Origin of the sequence: Streptomyces sp. NPDC058579 (assembly GCF_042718575.1) — a bacterium.
In the GTDB taxonomy this organism is placed as follows: domain Bacteria; phylum Actinomycetota; class Actinomycetes; order Streptomycetales; family Streptomycetaceae; genus Streptomyces.
Map to the genome: position 1 here is coordinate 69,357 of NZ_JBHXPI010000029.1, position 17,182 is coordinate 86,538.

General features: G+C 71.0%; 16 protein-coding genes. 11 read left to right on the top strand and 5 right to left on the bottom strand.

Going from position 1 to position 17,182, the window contains the following annotated elements:
- Window positions 1–130: 130 nt before the first annotated feature.
- The 3 genes from ACFWRO_RS26565 to ACFWRO_RS26575 all read right to left on the bottom strand — a co-directional run bounded on the left by ACFWRO_RS26565 (window position 131) and on the right by ACFWRO_RS26575 (window position 3,016).
- The gene (locus ACFWRO_RS26565; RefSeq protein WP_384513936.1) at window positions 131–847 is read right to left on the bottom strand and encodes a phosphatase PAP2 family protein; all 717 of its coding nucleotides are present in this window, start codon (window positions 845–847) and stop codon (window positions 131–133) included.
- A 157-nt stretch (window positions 848–1,004) separates the two neighbouring features.
- Window positions 1,005–2,033, bottom strand: coding sequence for an NlpC/P60 family protein (locus ACFWRO_RS26570; RefSeq protein WP_384513938.1), 1,029 nt, complete (start codon window positions 2,031–2,033; stop codon window positions 1,005–1,007).
- Window positions 2,034–2,131: 98 nt separating this feature from the next.
- Complete coding sequence (locus tag ACFWRO_RS26575; protein ID WP_384513940.1) at window positions 2,132–3,016, bottom strand: NAD(P)-dependent oxidoreductase; 885 nt, start codon at window positions 3,014–3,016, stop codon at window positions 2,132–2,134.
- Between the two features lie 105 nt (window positions 3,017–3,121).
- On the opposite strand from ACFWRO_RS26575, the gene ACFWRO_RS26580 reads away from it, so the two are divergent.
- From ACFWRO_RS26580 to ACFWRO_RS26610, 7 genes are all read left to right on the top strand, one after another.
- Entirely contained in the window at window positions 3,122–3,700 is a 579-nt protein-coding gene (locus tag ACFWRO_RS26580; RefSeq protein WP_384513942.1) for a TetR/AcrR family transcriptional regulator, read from the top strand.
- A gap of 268 nt (window positions 3,701–3,968) precedes the next feature.
- Window positions 3,969–4,277 (top strand): hypothetical protein, encoded by a 309-nt coding sequence (locus ACFWRO_RS26585; protein WP_260230621.1) that lies wholly within the window; start codon window positions 3,969–3,971, stop codon window positions 4,275–4,277.
- A gap of 75 nt (window positions 4,278–4,352) precedes the next feature.
- Complete coding sequence (locus tag ACFWRO_RS26590) at window positions 4,353–5,195, top strand: hypothetical protein (protein WP_384513968.1); 843 nt, start codon at window positions 4,353–4,355, stop codon at window positions 5,193–5,195.
- On the top strand, window positions 5,185–6,537 hold the full coding sequence (locus tag ACFWRO_RS26595; protein ID WP_384513944.1) for a hypothetical protein: 1,353 nt from the start codon (window positions 5,185–5,187) through the stop codon (window positions 6,535–6,537). The genes ACFWRO_RS26590 and ACFWRO_RS26595 overlap by 11 nt, the downstream gene beginning before the upstream one ends.
- Window positions 6,534–8,087 carry an SCO6880 family protein gene (locus ACFWRO_RS26600; RefSeq protein ID WP_384513945.1) on the top strand — a complete coding sequence of 518 codons (1,554 nt, stop codon included), beginning with the start codon at window positions 6,534–6,536 and terminating at the stop codon, window positions 8,085–8,087. Before ACFWRO_RS26595 ends, ACFWRO_RS26600 begins: the two co-directional genes overlap by 4 nt.
- A gap of 55 nt (window positions 8,088–8,142) precedes the next feature.
- Complete coding sequence (locus ACFWRO_RS26605) at window positions 8,143–9,558, top strand: ATP-binding protein (protein ID WP_384513947.1); 1,416 nt, start codon at window positions 8,143–8,145, stop codon at window positions 9,556–9,558.
- A 15-nt stretch (window positions 9,559–9,573) separates the two neighbouring features.
- The gene (locus ACFWRO_RS26610) at window positions 9,574–11,085 is read left to right on the top strand and encodes a type IV secretory system conjugative DNA transfer family protein (protein WP_384513949.1); all 1,512 of its coding nucleotides are present in this window, start codon (window positions 9,574–9,576) and stop codon (window positions 11,083–11,085) included.
- 60 nt (window positions 11,086–11,145) lie between these two features.
- On the opposite strand, the gene ACFWRO_RS26615 is transcribed toward ACFWRO_RS26610, so the two are convergent.
- Both ACFWRO_RS26615 and ACFWRO_RS26620 read right to left on the bottom strand, forming a co-directional pair.
- Window positions 11,146–12,603, bottom strand: a complete 1,458-nt coding sequence (locus tag ACFWRO_RS26615; RefSeq protein ID WP_384513951.1) for a serine/threonine-protein kinase — start codon at window positions 12,601–12,603, stop codon at window positions 11,146–11,148.
- Window positions 12,604–12,657: 54 nt separating this feature from the next.
- Entirely contained in the window at window positions 12,658–13,239 is a 582-nt protein-coding gene (locus tag ACFWRO_RS26620) for a GNAT family N-acetyltransferase (RefSeq protein ID WP_384513953.1), read from the bottom strand.
- Window positions 13,240–13,395: 156 nt separating this feature from the next.
- Between ACFWRO_RS26620 and ACFWRO_RS26625 the strand changes: the two genes are divergently transcribed.
- From ACFWRO_RS26625 to ACFWRO_RS26640, 4 genes are read left to right on the top strand one after another with little or no spacing between them, the layout of a single operon-like run.
- Window positions 13,396–14,310 carry an ABC transporter ATP-binding protein gene (locus ACFWRO_RS26625; RefSeq protein ID WP_384513955.1) on the top strand — a complete coding sequence of 305 codons (915 nt, stop codon included), beginning with the start codon at window positions 13,396–13,398 and terminating at the stop codon, window positions 14,308–14,310.
- The gene (locus tag ACFWRO_RS26630) at window positions 14,307–15,104 is read left to right on the top strand and encodes an ABC transporter permease (RefSeq protein WP_384513957.1); all 798 of its coding nucleotides are present in this window, start codon (window positions 14,307–14,309) and stop codon (window positions 15,102–15,104) included. Before ACFWRO_RS26625 ends, ACFWRO_RS26630 begins: the two co-directional genes overlap by 4 nt.
- Before the next feature lie 10 nt (window positions 15,105–15,114).
- The gene (locus ACFWRO_RS26635; protein WP_384513959.1) at window positions 15,115–16,392 is read left to right on the top strand and encodes a sensor histidine kinase; all 1,278 of its coding nucleotides are present in this window, start codon (window positions 15,115–15,117) and stop codon (window positions 16,390–16,392) included.
- A complete protein-coding gene (locus tag ACFWRO_RS26640; RefSeq protein WP_384513960.1) occupies window positions 16,389–17,063 on the top strand; it encodes a response regulator in 675 nt (224 codons plus the stop codon). The genes ACFWRO_RS26635 and ACFWRO_RS26640 overlap by 4 nt, the downstream gene beginning before the upstream one ends.
- The last annotated feature ends 119 nt before the right edge of the window (window positions 17,064–17,182 follow it).

Here is a 17,182-nt window from a genome sequence, read left to right on the forward strand (position 1 = left end):
CTGCAGCTGTGGTTGGACCGGCCCGGCGCGAAGATCGAGGGACAAGGCCCGGACGGACGCGGCGGCCCACACGGACGCGACGCGACAGACGGTTTAAGGCATGGCTTAGGGGATCGCTCGAAGCTGCCGACTAGGCGGCGAGGTCGTTGTCCTCAGGTCCAGAACCGACCCGGGGCTCGGGGATGTCGAGCGTCTCGGGGACGGCGGACCGTGCGGCGGCGCTCCGGGAGCGGACCAGGCGCGCCCCGCGCCGGGAGCGGGCGATCGCGGAGACGAGCGGGGTCAGCAGGGCGTGAGCGACGGGGGCGAGGAGCAGCGCCACCGCCGTACCGAGGGCGATGCCGCCGATGACGTCGGTCGGGTAGTGAACGCCCATGTAGACCCGGCAGAAGCCCTCGGCGAAGGCGAGCGCGATCGCGAGGAGGCCGAGCTTGCGGTGGGCGATGAAGACGCCGACGGCGATGGCCATCGCGAGCGTGGCGTGGTCGCTGACGAAGGAGAAGTCGGTCTTGCCGGAGACGAGGACTTCGAGGCCCTGGTGGTCGTTGAACGGTCGGGGCCGCTCGACGAAGCCGCGGATGGGGATGTTGACGAGGACCGCGACGCCGGCGGCGAGCGGAGCCCAGACGAGCGAGGCGAACCCGGAGACGGAGTCGGCGAGGGTGTCGCGGCGGCGGACGCTCCACCAGGTCCAGAGCGCGACGATGACGAGGGCGAGCATGATCCCGTACTCGCCCACGAAGCCCATGACACGGTCGAGCCAGGGCGGGGCCTCCCGCGCAAGCCCGTTGATGTCGTAGAGCAGGCTGACATCGGGGTTGGAACCATCCGATGCGAGTCCAGCCACTGCTGCCCCTTGCCTTGTCACGTGAATCGAACGAACCGTCTGACGCGCGCGTTCCGCCCGCAGTCGATGATCGCCCTGACGTTACCGAAGAGTGACTCGTCGTCGCAGCTCAGGGCCTGTGCTTAACGGAGAGTTCCGGCCAGGGAGCCACGGTCCGTCAGGTCTGCGGCAGATGAGTGGGAAGCGCCGCGGCGCCGTCCTTCGTCACCCTGGTGGCACCAAAATAGTCAGGCGTGTCGATCTTGTCGAAGCGGATGACGGCCCCGGTGCGCGGGGCGTCGATCATGTAGCCGCCGCCGACGTAGATGCCGACATGCCTGATGGCGCGGGAGTTGGTCAGGTCGTCGGAGAAGAAGACCAGGTCGCCGGGGAGCAGCTCGTCGCGGGAGGGATGGGGGCCCGCGTTGTACTGGTCGTTGGCGACGCGCGGCAGCTCGATCCCGACCGAGAGGTACGCGGCCTGGGTGAGCCCGGAGCAATCGAATCGGCCATTTTGAGCCGCGGTGCCGGTGCCGCCCCACAGATAGAGGGTGCCGAGCTTCTGCTGTGCGTAATAGATCGCTCCGGCGGCCTGCCGCGAGGGCTCGACGCGGCCGACGGGCCGGGCGAAGCTCTTCTCCAGCGACCGGATGATGCGGACGTAGTTCTGGGTCTCGGTGATCCGCGGCACACCGCCGGACTTGATGACCCGGTAGGCGCCGGCGTTGTACGCGGCGAGCATGTTGTTCGTCGGGTCGCCCGGCACGTCCTTCACATAGCCGGCGAGCTCGCAGTCGTAGGTGGCGGCGGAGGGGATCGCGTCCTTGGGATCCCACACGTCCCGGTCGCCGTCCCCGTCCCCGTCGATGCCGTGCCCGGCCCAGGTGCCGGGGATGAACTGGGCGATGCCCATGGCGTTGGCGGGCGAGACGACCCTCGGGTTCCAGCCGCTCTCCTGGTAGAGCTGGGCGGCGAGCAGGGCCGGGTTGATGGCCGGGCAGAGGTTCCCCCACCGCTGCACCAGACCCTGGTACGCGGCGGGCACGGCGCCCTTGGCCAGGGCGACGGTGCCGTTCTTGGCGTCCCCGGCGCCCCCGATGAGTCCGGCGGCGGCGGAGTACGTACCGACGACGAGCAGCGCGACGAAGCCGAGGCACACGCCGAAGACCCCACCGGCCACCAGCCAGGCCTTGCGCGCCTTACGCACCGTCAACCACCCCTGGGGTCTTGGCAGTCCATCGAGCGACAAGTCTAGGTGCGGCACCCGCCCCGCGGACGGGCTGCCGGTCACCGTTTCGGACAAAGTCAGCGGGCGTGCGACTCCCGCCCCTTGAGCACCTCCACAAGACTGGAGCTGCTGGCGTCCCCGTACCCGGCCGCGACACCGCGCCGGAAGAGGTCGGCGACGGCGGCGGGGAGCGCCGCGTCGACACCGGCGTCGGTGACGGTGTGCACGACGTGTTCGGCGCTGGCGAGCCCCATGGCGAGGCGGTCGACGTCTCCGGAGTGGTCGCCGGCGTCGACGCGGGGCCCGTAGAACTCCACGAACTGCTGGAGGTCGAGCGCGCCGAGGGCGTGCGGCCGGAGGTCCGTGGCCGTGATGCCGTACGCGTCGGCGAGGGCGAGGGCCTGCCAGTAGCCGCTCAGGGAGGTCCAGAACATGACCATGTTGAGCTGGTAGTAGAGCGCGGCGAGCCCGGGGTCCTCGCCGCGGTGGTCGGTCTCCGTGAGGACTTCGAGGGTGGCGCGGTGGGCCTCGAAGGCGTCGCGCGGCCCGCTGTAGAAGGTGGAGGAGCCAGGCCGGCCGATGCCGGACGGCGGCGTGAGGACCCCGCCGGTGAGCTGCACGGCCCCGCGCTCCCGAACCCAGTCCGCCGCGGCGCGCGCCCGGTCGGGGGTGTCGGAGCTGAGGTTGACGAGGACCCGCCCGGCGAGAAGGGCGGGATCGACGCCGCCCAGCACGTCGTACACGGCCTGGTAGTCGGTGAGGCTGAGGAGGACGACCTCGTTGGCGGCCACGGCCTCGCCGGGCGAGGCCGCGAGGACGGCACCACGGCGCACGAGCTCGTCGGCGCGGGACGGGGTGCGGTTCCACAGCGCGACGTCGTAGCCCTGATCGAGGTAGGCGGCGGCCATGGCGCGCCCCATGGGGCCGAGGCCGATGACGGTGACGGAGTTCTGGTGACGCATGACAGCTCCCTAGAACGAACGCTCTATCCAGCAACGGAACCGGACGCTAGCACACTCCTAAAACGAACGCTCTACTCACTACGCGCGCATCGCTAGAATCACCACATGCAGACCAGCACCCGCGGCACCCGCGAGCGGATCGTCGTCACCGCCGCCCGCCTCATCCAGCGCCAGGGCTACGTCGGCACGGGCATCAAGCAGATCGCCCAGGAGGCGGAGGCCACCCTCGGCTCCGTGTACCACTTCTTCCGCGGCGGCAAGGAGGCCGTGGCGGTGGAGGCGATCGCGCACAGCCGCGAGGAGTTCGCCGCGATGCTGCGTACCGCGCTGGACGACGAGGACGACCCCGCCGCCGCGGTCGACGCCTGCGCCCGCCTCCTGGCCCGCGAACTCCGCGACTCCGGCTGGGTCGACGGCTGCCCGGTCACCGCGGCCGCGCTGGAGACCCTCGGCACGGACAACGCCATCCAACGCGCCTGCGCCGAGGCGTTCCTGGCCTGGCAGCGCGTCGTCGCGGACAAGCTCCTCGGCTGCGGCTTCCCCGACCCCGAGGCCCGGGACCTCGCGGCGACGGTCATCAACACCCTGGAGGGCGCCGAGGTCACCGCGCAGGTCACCCGCTCGGAGACCCCGCTGCTCCTGGCGGGCCGTCACCTCGCGCGCCTGGTCGCGTCATACGCCTGACCTGCCGCGCCACCACCCCAAGAGTGCAACAACGACAGTCATTGCCCGGAGTCACCCTCCGTGATACACAGAGTGACCATACGCTTCCTCGCATAGAAACCGGCCACACCGTCGCAGGTCAAGACGGTCGGACCGGTCACATGTGCGGGGATCGGGTAAAGAGAGCCGTCAAGCCGTCACACGCGAGCGGTTTCATCAGCGAAGATAGGGCGATGACCCATGCCATCGGGCAGGGGCGACGAACTACCCAACAGGGGCGGTGAGTTACATGTACCTGGCGGCCGAAGAGGGCGACATCACCACCATCATCGGTGGAATCGCCCCGAACTGGGGGCCTTTCGGGAGCCTGGGCAATGAAGCCAAGGTGATGATTGAGGTCGTGATGGCCGTGGCCATCCTGCTCTGTCTCGGCATCGCCATCTGGGGAGCGGCCAAGCAGCGCATCGGCGCGACCGCGCTCCGGGACACGTTCAGCGCGGAACAGGGCAAGGGCCTGATCGTGGCCGGCCTGACCGGCGTCTTCATCATCGGCTCGCTGGGAACGCTGTTCACGATCGTGTACGGGATGGCCGTCTGACTTCCGGGGTCGGTTCCTTTTCCTGATGTCCAGTCTGATGTCCAGTCACCACACGGTTGAGAGGGCGTGTTCGCCATGAGCCTCGGCGACGACAACGACGGCTTCGGCGGCAGCGGCATGGGCGGCTCCGGCCAGACCCGCACACGCCTCCCCGAGGGCGGCACGGGCGACCCGTACACCCCCGCACGCCGCCCGCGCGGCTCACGCTCACTGATCACGGCGGTCGGCGTGGTGGTCCTCCTCATCGCCGCGATCGCCTTCGCGAACAGAGGCGGCGGCGACCCGGACACGGACAACACCTCAGGCTCCACCCCCTCCTCGGGCAAACAGACCCCCACAGCCGCGACAGGCGTCCGCCCGGTACCGGGCAAGAACGGCACGATCCCGACGGGCTTCGCACGGGACGAGCAGGGGGCGCAGAGCGCGGCGTCGAACTATGCGGTGGCGCTGGGTTCTGACGGGATGTTCAAACCGGTCAGCCGTCACCAGATCGTGGACACCGTCTACACGCCCGAGGCGGCAGCACGCCTGAAAGGCCCTCAGGACGAGGCCTACTCCGCCGACTTCCTCAAGAGGCTGGGGCTGGACGCGCAGGGGAACCCGCCGACCGGCAACACCTTCGTCACGCGGACGATCCCCGTGGGGACCAAGGTCGAGAGCTTCGACGGTGACACCGCCAAGGTGTCCGTCTGGTACACGGGCCTGATCGGCATGTCCGGGCCGGGCTCGACAGACCCGGTCAGCACCACCTGGAAGACCTGGACCTTCGACCTGCGCTGGACGAACGACGACTGGAAGATCTCCGCGGACAGCCAGAAGGACGGGCCGGCCCCCGTCCCGGGCGACGTCGCCGCCTCCACCGCCGACGAGATCAGCAAGGCCGTGGAGGAGTTCGGAGGCTTCACCTATGCGCGGTAGTCCCCGTCACACCCGCCCCGTCATCGCGGCCGTCGTCGCCGCCCAGACGGCAGTCTTCGTGTTCGCGGCCCGCGCCACCGCCGCGCCGACACCCACCCCGACGCCGTCCCCCGGCACGAACAACGATCCCTGCGATCTGCTCATCGGGCCGGCCAAGGAGTACTGCACCAACGGCGAACCCGGCTCCGGCAGCCGCTCCACCCCCGACCCCACCGCCTCCCTCGACCCCCTCGCCTCCCTCGCCCGCGGCTGCGCCGACGCCGCCGTCTCGATCGTCGACGCGCTCTCCAAGGCCGTCAAAGAGACCGCCGACGTCGACTTCACCAACCTCGAGTTCCTCGGCCGCTACGCCATCGTCTTCGCCGCCGCCACCTTCCTCACCCTCCTCCTCTGGCTCCTCGCCGTCGCCAAGCGAGCCATCCGAGGCGTCCCCCTCACCACCGCCATCTCCGAGGCCATCGGCTTCCTCTGGCTGACCGTCCTCGCCTCCGCCTTCACCCCGCTCATCCTCTACACCGTCGTCAACGCCACCGACGCCGTCACCGAAGTCATCGCCGCCGGCACCGGTCAACAGACCGACGTCTTCTTCGGCAGCTTCAAGGAAGCCCTCCAGAAGGGCGACCAGATCGGCGGCGGGCCGATCATGCTGATCATCGTCTCGCTCGTCAGCATCCTCGCCGCCGGCGTCCTCTACCTCGAACTCTTCCTGCGCGCCGTCATGCTCTACGTCGGCGCCCTCCTCGGCGTCGTCGTCTACTCCGGCCTCGTCGACAAGAACATGTGGGGCCACGTCCGCCGCTGGGCCGGGATCATGATCGCGATCATCCTGGTCAAGCCGGTCATCGTCATCGTCCTCGGCCTCGCCGGCGCGCTCTCCTCCGGGACCGGCCCCGACTCCTTCTCCGCCGTCGTCTCCGGGCTCGCGATCATCCTGCTCGCGATCTTCGCCTCCGCGATGATCTACCGCTTCGTCCCCGGCTTCGGCGACGAGATCGTCGCCTCCCGCAACAACCGCGTCCACCGCGCCGGCGAGAACGCCGCCGCGGCCGTCCTCTCCTCCCCCGCCTCCCTCGTCTCCCAGGGCATCAAGACCCACAGCACCCGCGACAGCGGCGGCGGAGGCAACCAGAACAGCGGCGGCGCCCCACGCCCCGCCAACCCGCTCTCCGGCGGAGTCGCCGCGCACAGCAGCCGCGGCAGCGCCGGGAACGCCGGGGGCGGCGGCGGATCTGTCCCCTCCGCCGCACCCCCGCCGCGTAGCAGCAGCCCCACCGCGGGCACCCCGCACAGCAGCCGCAGGAACACCGGATCCACAGGAAGCACAGGAGGTGGAGGGCGTTGACGACCCAGTCCCAGCCGGTCGCGCCCCGCCGTACGTATCTCATCGGCCGAGCCCGGCCGAACGCGATCGTCGGCAAGAACCGCGAGACCGGCGAGATCGCCCTCATCATCGCCGGCGCCTTCCTCGGCATGATGAGCGGACTCCTCGTCCCCGCCCTGCCCCTGCGGATCGCGCTGCTCGCCGGCTTCCCCGTCCTCGCGCTCGCCGCCGTGTACGTCCCGTACAAGCACCGCACCTTCTACAAATGGTTTGAAATCAACCGCAGCTACAAGCGGTCCCTCAAGCGCGGCACCGCCTACCGCTCCACCGCCGCCGAGGCCGGCGTACGACTCGACGGCCGCGAGGTCGAGGTCGGCCCGCCCCCCGGCATCGGCCGGATCAACTGGCTCTCCGCGCCCTTCGGCCCCGACGAGATCGCCGTCCTCCTGCACGCCGACCGCCGCACCGTCACCGCCGCCATCGAGATCGAGGGCCCCGGCGTCGGCCTGCGCGACAGCGAGGACCAGGAAGCCCTGGTGGACCGTTTCGGCACGCTGCTCAAGCACGTCGCCAACGGAGACGGCTTCGTCACCCGCATCCAGATGCTCGCCCGCACCCTCCCTGCCGACCCCGACGCCCACGCAAAGGACGTCGCCCAGCGCGGCGACGCACAGGCCCCCGGCTGGCTCCAGGAGTCGTACGAGCAGCTCCAGTCGATGGTCTCCACCTCCAGCGAGCAGCACCGCGCCTACCTCGTCGCGTGCATGCACTACACCCGCGAACTCGCCGCCGAGGCCAACGCCATGGCCCGCGCCGCCCGCCACACCTCCGGCGCCCGCAAGCTCGACCGCGACGCCGGCCTCGCCGTCGTCATGGCCCGCGAGCTCACCGACATCTGCGCCCGGCTCGCCGAGGCCGACATCCGCGTACGGCAGCCCCTCGGGCAGTCCCGGGCCGCCTCCCTCGTGCACTCCATGTACGACCCGGACCACCCCATCGACCACATCCAGGCGATGACGAAACGAAACGCTTGGCCCGCCGAACTCGACGCCATGGAGCCCACCTACCTCCAGGCCAAGACCCGCGAGTCCTCGACCCGCGCCCCCTGGTGCCACGCCACCGCCTGGGTGAAGGAGTGGCCGATGACCCCCGTCGGCGTCAACTTCCTCGCCCCGCTCCTCGTCCACACCCCCGACGTGATCCGAACGGTCGCGGTGACGATGGACCTCGAACCCACCGAGGTCGCCATCGAGCGCATGCTCACCGAGAAGACCAACGACGAGGCCGAGGCCTCCCGCCAGGCCAAGATGAACCGCACGGTCGACCCGCGCGACATCGCCGCGCACGGCCGGCTCGACCAGCGGGGTGAAGATCTCGCCAGCGGAGCGGCAGGAGTCAACCTCGTCGGGTACATCACTGTGTCGTCGCGCTCCCCCGAAGCCCTCGCCAGGGACAAGCGCACGATCAGGGCCTCCGCGGGCAAGTCGTACCTGAAGCTGGAGTGGTGCGACCGCGAGCACCACCGGGCCTTTGTGAACACCCTGCCGTTCGCGACCGGCATCCGCCGCTAGCCACCCGCCACTAGCCGCCAGCCACGCCACGCCAGCCGCTAAGGGGCCCGTGCACATGCGAGATCCACTCTCCGCCCTCACAGAAACCTTCACCTCCTTCCTCTTCGGGAAGGTGGAGACGACCCGCCTGCCCGTCCGCACCTCGACCGGCCAGGCCCAGGCCGTCTACCTGCCGACGGCCGCCCCCGGCCTCGGCGACTCCGGCGTGATCATCGGCCGCGAGGTCTACAGCGGCAAGGGGTACATCTACGACCCCTTCCAGCTGTACGGCCAGCAGCTCCCGGCCCCCCACTGGCTCGTCCTCGGCGAGTCCGGCAACGGCAAGTCCGCGCTGGAGAAGACGTACGTCCTACGGCAGTTGCGCTTCCGCGACCGGCAGGTAGTCGTCCTCGACGCCCAGGGCGAGGACGGCGTCGGCGAATGGAACCTCATCGCGCAGGAGCTGGGAATAACCCCCATCCGCCTCGACCCGATGGTCGCCGTCGACGCCGGCATCCGGCTCAACCCGCTCGACCCGTCGATCACCACGACAGGGCAGCTGGCCCTGCTCCGTACGATCATCGAGGTCGCGATGGGCCACGGCCTCGACGAGCGCTCCGGCTTCGCGCTCAAGGTCGCCCACGCGTACGTCAACGACCACATCACCGACCGCCAGCCCATCCTGACCGACATCGTCGAGCAGCTCCGGCACCCGGAGGCGGAGTCGGCGGAGGCGATGAACGTCGACATAGACGATGTCCGCGCCTGGGGCCTGGACGTCGCGCTCGTCCTGGACCGGCTGGTCGACGGCGACCTGCGCGGCATGTTCGACGGCCCGACGACCGTCGGCATCGACCTCGACGCGCCGCTCATCGTCTTCGACCTGTCCCACATCGACCGCAACTCCATCGCCATGCCCATCCTGATGGCGATCGTCGGCGTGTGGCTGGAGCACACCTGGATCCGCCCCGACCGGAAGAAGCGCATCTTCCTGGTCGAGGAGGCCTGGCACATCATCAACAGCCCGTTCGTGGCGCAGCTGTTCCAGCGGCTGCTCAAGTTCGGCCGGCGGCTCGGCCTGTCCTTCGTCGCGGTCGTCCACCACCTCTCGGACGTCGTCGACGGCGCGGCGGCCCGGGAGGCCGCGGCGATCCTCAAGATGGCCTCCACCCGGACCATTTATGCCCAGAAAGCCGACGAGGCCAGGGCTACGGGACGGGTGCTCGGCCTGCCGAGGTGGGCGGTCGAGATCATCCCGACCCTCACCCCCGGCATCGCCGTCTGGGACGTCAACGGCAATGTGCAGGTGGTCAAACACCTCATCACCGAGAGGGAACGCCCGCTCGTCTACACCGACCGCGCCATGACCGAGTCCTCGGTTCCCGACCACCCCCTTCCGGACGACCTCCAGGCCGCGGAGTGGGAGGCGGAGCAGCGCGCCTCCATGATCGAGCAGCAACTGAACGACCCGTCCCGGTCGACGGTGGCGTGAGCGAGCGAACGAACGATGCGGAAGACCACGCAGGAACGACACCAGAACGCGCAGCACGGCGGACAGCAGGGCGGCGGGCAGCAGGGCGGGGTGCCGGACGGGCTCGTCCTCGCCCTGGTCGGCATCCCCGTCGGCCTGACGGTGCTCGTCTGGACGGCGACCGGCCTGGCCGCCCTGCTTTCCAAGGGCGCCTGGCCGGAGGGAGTCACGTTCACCCGGACCCCCACGGCCGTCCGCGCCCTGATCAGCGGCCCCCAAGACCTGGCGGCCGCCTGGCCGGACACCCCGGCGGGCGAACTCTCGGGGTACGGGCTGTTCTGGGGCCTGCTCATCGGCGAGCTGATGGTGCTCGTGGTGCTCACGGTGTTCGTGGTGGGGACGCTGGCGCGGTGGAGGACGGTACGGACGGGGAGGCGTCGGGGGACGTACGAGGAGAGGGCGCCGCAGGCCGAGAGGCCGGTGGAACGGGTGGAGCGTACGGAGGTCATGGCGCCGCCCGCGCCTCGGAAGCCCGTCGACGAGGCGGAGGGGGCGTATGTGGCTGACGTGACCGAAGTGGTCGCCGCCGCCCCGCCCGTTGTGACCCCCGCCCCTCAGATCCCGCGCACCGGGCTCGTCTACGGCACCCCCGCCACCCGCCGCCCCGCCGCCCTGCAGGCCCTCCAGGACGCCGAGGGCGCCGTCCTCGTCGTCACCTCCGACCCGACCCTGTGGGCCGACACCAAGGACGCCCGCGGCAAGCTCGGCCCCGTCCTCGTCTACGACCCCGGTCACCTCTGCGACACCCCCGCCCGCCTCCACTGGTCCCCGTCCGCCGGCTGCGAGGACCCGGCGCGGGCCCAGGAACGGGCGGTCGCCCTCCTCGCCCCCGTACGCCCGCCGTCCCGCCTGGACGCCGCCGTGGCCGACACCGCGGAAACGCTCCTGCGCTGCTGGCTGCACGCCGCCGCACTGGACGACCGCCCCTTCAAGCAGGTCCACCGCTGGGCACAGGGCACCGGCGCCCACGAACCCGTACGGATCCTCCGTACGCACCCCAAGGCAGCCCCGGGCCACGCCGGGCTCCTGGAGTCGGCGCTCACCGCGCACCCGGAACGGCGCGAGATCGCCCAGGAGTTGACCGCGCGGACCCTCTCCGCGCTCTCCTCCATCCACATCAGGGACGCCTGCACCCCGAATCGAACTGATTCGCTGACGCTGGAATCTTTCGTCGCCGAAGGGGGCACGCTCTATGTGGTCGGTGAACCGATCGAGGACCCGCGCAGCCGCCCCGGCGCGATGCCTCTGCTCACCGCCCTCACCGCAAGCGTGGTCGAGCACGGCCGCCGCATGGCCGCACGGTCATCCGACGGTCGGCTCGACCCACCACTGACCCTCGTCCTCGACGACGCCGCCGCCGTGGCCCCGCTCCCCCAGCTCCCGGACCTCCTGGCGAGCGGCCAGGACACCGGCCTGCCCACCCTGGCCCTCCTCCGCTCCCAGGAACAGGCCCGCGCCCGCTGGCAGGAACAGCTCGTCCAGGGGTAGACCGGCCACAGGGTGCAGGGCCGCGAGGCCGCAAGGCCGCAAGGCTGGCCGGGACCAGCGCTACCGCCGCGGGCCGTCGAGCAGGTCGGCCAGGGCGTCGTGACGCTCGTACAGCCCGTCGGCGTAGTGCCGCAACGCCTCGTCCAGGCGCCGCAGTCCGCCCCGCACGTCGTCCTGTTCCGTGAACGCCAGCGGCATGCCGGCCCTGTTGCCGGCCGCCACGCCCTCCACGAAGGCCGGCGGGACCGCCGTCCCGGGCCACAGGACGGCCGACAGGGACCACTGGGACTCCGACCCGGCCATCTTCTTCGGGGGCTTGAGCGTGATGCGCTCGACGTCATCCCAGTCGGCCCACCACTCCAGCTCCCCCACCCGGCACCGCACCCCTTCCGGGGAGAGCGTGACGAACCGCTCGACGGGGGGCTGTCTCTTCACCACGAGCAACCCCACCCCCATCAGGAGCAGGCCGCCCACGAGGACCATGAGAAACATCGCCGAGTCCACAGCCAGTGCCGCCACCAGGGTCCCCGGGAAGACCAGGAGAACTCCGCCCACAATCAACCCGGTCCCGAAACTCGTCCCCTTGCCCGCCCTCCGGAGCACGCCGGTGCGCAGCTCGAACTCGTCAGGAACATCAGCTGCATCGTCCACCTCGGTGACCGGCGCGGTAGGAGCGACAGCAGCCCGACGGGCGTCGGGGCGAGGCTCGCTCGCACGCGCCCCGCTCAGCAGATCCAGCAACTCCGTGGCCGACGGCCGCCGCCCCGGCTCCTTCTCCAGACATGCGGCCACCACCCCCAGCAGCCCCTCCGGAACCCCGTCGAGCCGAGGTTTGTCGTGCACCACCCGGTACAGCAGCGCGGGCACGCTGCCCACCCCGAACGGCCCGTCCCCCGACGCCGCGAACGCCAGCACCGCACCCAGCGAGAAGACGTCGCTCTCCGGCCCGACCCTCGCACCCGAGGCCTGCTCGGGGCTCATGAAGCCGGGCGTACCGACCACCAGGCCCGTGTCCGTGAGCGTCGTGGCCCCCTCCGCCGCCTTCGAGATCCCGAAGTCGATGACCCTGGGCCCGTCCCCGGTGACCAGGATGTTCGACGGCTTCAGGTCCCGGTGGACGAGCCCGGTCCGGTGGACCGCCTCCAAGGCCTCGGCGAGGCCTGCGGCCAGGGACCGTAACGCCCGCTCGTCCAACGGCCCCTCGTCGAGCACGAGCCGCCCCAGGTCGGGCGCCTCGATGTAGTCGCTGGCCACCCAGGGCATCGCGCTGTCCGGATCGGCGTCCACGATCGGCGCGGTCCAGAACCCGCCCACGCTCCGCGCCGCCGCCACCTCGCGCCGGAACCGCTCGCGGAAGCCGGGATCGGCGGCGATCTGGGGCCGGATCACCTTCACCGCGAGCCGCCGGCCACTACGGGACACCCCCAGGAAGACCTGGCCCATCCCACCCTCGCCGAGCCGCCCCGTCAGCCGGTACGGACCGATCGCCGCCGGATCACCCGGCATCAACTCCTGCACGATTCCACCGAGTTCGCTGGAACCACCAGGATCCCAGCTACCCCCGCACCCGAGCTAGGCCGCGTCACCGGCCGGCCGCAGCACCTCGTACTCCACCTCGAGTGCGTCGGCGTCCCCCGGCACCGCCACCCGCTCCCCCGTCTCGACGAACCCGAACCGCCGATAGAACGTGGCGGCCCGCGCGTTGTCCTCGTGGACGTACAGCCGCACCCGCCCGATCACCGGCTCCGGCAGCGCCCAGGACCACTCCACCCCCGCCCGGAACAGCGCGTCGATCACCCCCGTACCCCGCGCCTCGGGCCGCACGTACACGCCCACGATGTGCGTCTGGTCGGTCTTCGCCGGCGCCCCGAACCGCGGCTCGTCCGACGGCCGCTCCACCAGCAGCGTGATCGTGCCCGCCCAACTCCCGTCCGGGGCCTCGGCCACGAACTGCCGGACGCTCCCCCCGCTCTCCGACGCGCCCTCCGACGCGCCCTCCGCCCGCTCCCGCCAGAAGGAATCGGACCGCGTCACGGCGTCCTCGTACGTGTCGAGGAAGGCGATCTTCGCCACCGGGTCCTGCAGTGCCGCGAGCCGGATCTCACGGCACAGCTCCCACTCGTCGGCACGGATCGTACGTATCAGATAGCGCATGCCCCGATCCTCGGTGCAGCCCACCACCCCCGACAACTGCTTTCCACGGCCCTGGGGCCGTACGGGCGGCCGTCGTACCCCGGTACTACGCCCCTCCCGCGACCCCCCACCCCCGGTCGGACGATCCCCCGCCGCCCGCTCCGTAGCGTCGTGGACATGATCCGAGCTGACGAACTCACCAAGCGGTACGGGAACAGGACCGTCGTCCAGGACCTCAGCTTCACCGTCCACCCCGGCACCGTCACCGGCTTCCTCGGCCCCAACGGCGCCGGAAAGTCCACCACCCTCCGCATGCTCCTCGGCCTCGACGCCCCCACCCGCGGCCGCGCGACGATCAACGGCCGCGCCTACGCCGCCCACCCCGCGCCCCTCACCCAGGTCGGCGCGCTCCTGGAGGCCCGCTCGGTCCACCCGGGCCGCTCCGCGTACCACCACCTCATGGCCCTCGCCCACACCCACGGCGTCCCCCGCTCCCGCGTCGAGCACGTCCTCGGCCTGACCGGCCTGACCGAAGTCGCCCGCCGCCGCGTCAAGGGCTTCTCCCTCGGCATGGGCCAGCGCCTCGGCATCGCCGCCGCGCTCCTCGGCGACCCGCGCACGATCGTCCTCGACGAGCCCGTGAACGGCCTCGACCCGGAGGGCGTGCGATGGATCCGTACGCTCCTCAAGTCCCTGGCCGCCGACGGCCGTACCGTCCTCGTCTCCTCCCACCTGATGAGCGAGATGGCCCTGACCGCCGACCACCTGATCGTCATCGGCAAGGGCCGCCTCCTCGCCGACACGACCGTCGAAGCGCTCGTACGGCAGTCGGGCGGCGCCTCGGTCAAGGTCGTCACCCCCGAACCGGCGCGCCTGCGCGAACTGCTCCCCGGCGCGGCGATCACGACGGAGCCCGGCGAGTCCCCCGACACCCTCCGCGTCACAGGCACCGACGCGGAGGCGATCGGCCGCACGGCGGCCACCCATGGCGTACCGCTGTACGAACTCACCCCGCAGACCGCCTCCCTGGAGCAGGCGTTCATGGACCTCACCCACGACTCGGTCGAATACCAAGGAGTAGCAGCCGCATGACCACCCCAGCGACCACCGTCCCCGCCATCACCGCGGCCATCACCCCGGCCCGAGTCCTCCGCTCCGAGTGGCACAAGCTGTGGACGGTCCGCTCCACCTGGATCACCGTCCTCGCCTCGGTCGCCTTCCTCCTCGGCGTCGGCATCCTCATGGGCGCCACCTACACCCCCGACGGCGGCGACTCCGACGTCGACACCGTCATCCTCACCCTCTACGGCTCCCAGCTCGGTGGCATCTGCCTCGCCGTCCTCGGCATCCTCGTCACCGCGGGCGAGTACTCGACCGGCATGATCAGAGCCTCCCTCACCGCCGTACCGCGCCGGACCCCCGTCCTCCGGGCAAAAGCCGCCGTCTTCACGGCAGTCGTCTTCACCGTCTCCTTCGTGACCGCCCTGATCACCTTCCTCGTCGCGCAGATCTTCCTCTCCGACACCGACCAGGCCGCCTCCCTCGCCGACGACGGCGTCCTCGGCGCCATCGCGGGCAACGCCGCCGGCGTCACGCTCCTCAGCGTCCTCGCCCTCGGTCTCGGCGCCGCGCTCCGCTCGGTACCGGGCGGCATCGGCGCCTTCATCGGCGGCGTCATGATCCTGCCGGAGGTCCTCGGGATGCTCCCGTACGACGCCGTGGACACGGCGATCCGGTACTTCCCCACCCAGGCGGCCGGCGCCCTCGGCTCCGCCACCCCGCTGCCGAACGCGGCCTCCCCGGGCGCCGCACTGCTCGCCCTGTGTCTGTGGGCGGCAGCGGCTCTGATCGCCCCGGCGCTGTTGCTGAAGCGACGGGACGTATGAGGATGGCGGGGTGAGCCCGGAAACCACCCCCGAACCGCAGCCGACGCCGCAGACGACACCGCCCCCAGCACCGCACCCCGCACGGCAGACGGCACCGCTCAGCCGCTCCATCCAGCGGCAGACCGAAGGCGTACGGGCCTACGACACGCGCCGCCCCTGGGTCTGGGACGGACTGCTCACCGCCTTCTGGACGGCGGCGGCCCTGATCGACGCGTCGGGCGGCTGGCGGAACATCGCCCGGGACCCGTCCGTACCCGTCGGCCTCGTCGTGGCCATGAGCCTGGCCTTCGCCCTGCCCCTCCTCTGGCGGCGCCGCCACCCCCTCACCGCCCTCGCGGTGATGGCGGGTGCGGCGCTGCTCAGCAACTGGACGGGCGCGTTCCTCCAGGCCGGTCTCCTCCAGATGATCGTGGTCTTCCACATCGCGCTCCGCCGCCCTCCACGCACCCTCCTGTGGACCCTCGCCCTCCTCGCCCCACCCTTGGTGGTGGGGGCGGCCCGCTTCCCGCAGGGCAGTTGGGACCAGCAGGTCGTCCCCACCCTGTGGGCGTACGCGATGGTCGCCCTCCTCGGCATCGCCGTCCGCTCCCGCCAGGACTACACCGCGGCACTCATCGACCGGGCCCGCCGTCTCGAAATCGAGCGCGACCAGCAGGCCCAGCTCGCCGCCGCCGCCGAACGCAACCGGATCAACCGCGAGATGCACGACATCATCGGCCACAACCTCTCCGTCATCACCGGCCTCGCCGACGGCGGTCGGTACGCGGCGGCCAAGAACCCCGAACGTGCCGCCGAGGCCCTCGACGCCATCGGCACGACCAGCCGCCAGGCCCTCGCCGAGCTCCGCCGCCTCCTACGCACCGAGGCGGTACGCGACCCCCAACCCACCCTGGCCGACCTGGACGCCCTGATCACCGGCGTACGAAAGGCGGGCCTGCCGGTACGCCTGGAGACCACAGGCCCCGCCCAAGACCTCCCTGCCGGCGCCCAACTGACGGTCTACCGGGTGGTCCAGGAGGCCCTGACGAACACGCTCAAGCACGCAGGGGAAGGCGCGGAGTCCACGGTCGTCTTCACGTACACCGAGGCGGCGGTGACAACGGACGTAACGAACACCGCCCAAAGCCAGACGGAACTGAATGGTGCCCCCGGCCCGGGCCCGGGCCAAGGCATCACAGGAATGCACGAGCGCGCCAAGCTCTACGACGGCACACTCGAAGCCGGACCGCTGCCCGAAGGCGGCTGGCGCGTACGACTTCGACTTCCCCTGGAGGACTCCCCCTCGTGACGACGGTGCTGATCGCGGACGACCAGGCCATGCAACGCTTCGGTTTCCGCATGCTGTTGGAGAGCCAGGACGACATGACGGTCGTCGGCGAGGCGCCGAACGGCACCGAGGCGATCCGCCTCGTGGACCGCTACCGCCCGGACGTCGTCCTGATGGACATCCGGATGCCCGGCCTCGACGGCATCGAGGCCACCCGCCGCATCGTCGCGACCGGCGCCCGCACCCGCGTCCTGATCGTCACGACCTTCGACCTCGACGAGTACGCGTACGAGGGCCTGCGCGCCGGCGCCAGCGGCTTCCTCGTCAAGGACGCCCAGCCCGAGGAGCTGCTCTCCGGCATCCGCGCGGTCGCGAGCGGGGACGCGGTGGTGGCCCCGAGCCTGACCCGCCGCCTCCTGGACGCGTACATCCACCACCTCCCCGCAACGACGACCGCCCAGGGCGAGCCGCACGAGGACCACCGCCTGAAGTCCCTGACGGACCGGGAACGCGAGATCCTCACGGTCATCGGCCAGGGATGGACGAACACGGAGATCGCCGAACGCCTGCACCTCGCGGAATCTACGGTGAAGACCCACATCAGCCGCGTCCTGGCCAAGACCGGCGCCCGCGACCGCGTCCAGGCAGTGATCCTGGCGTACGACACCCGCCTGGTGACCCCGGAGCAGTGACGGCGGCACTGGCGGCACTTGAAATGCCCGTAAACGCAGAAAAGCCCCGCACCATAAGGTGCGGGGCTTTCCCACAATGATTGTTCGGCGGCGTCCTACTCTCCCACAGGGTCCCCCCT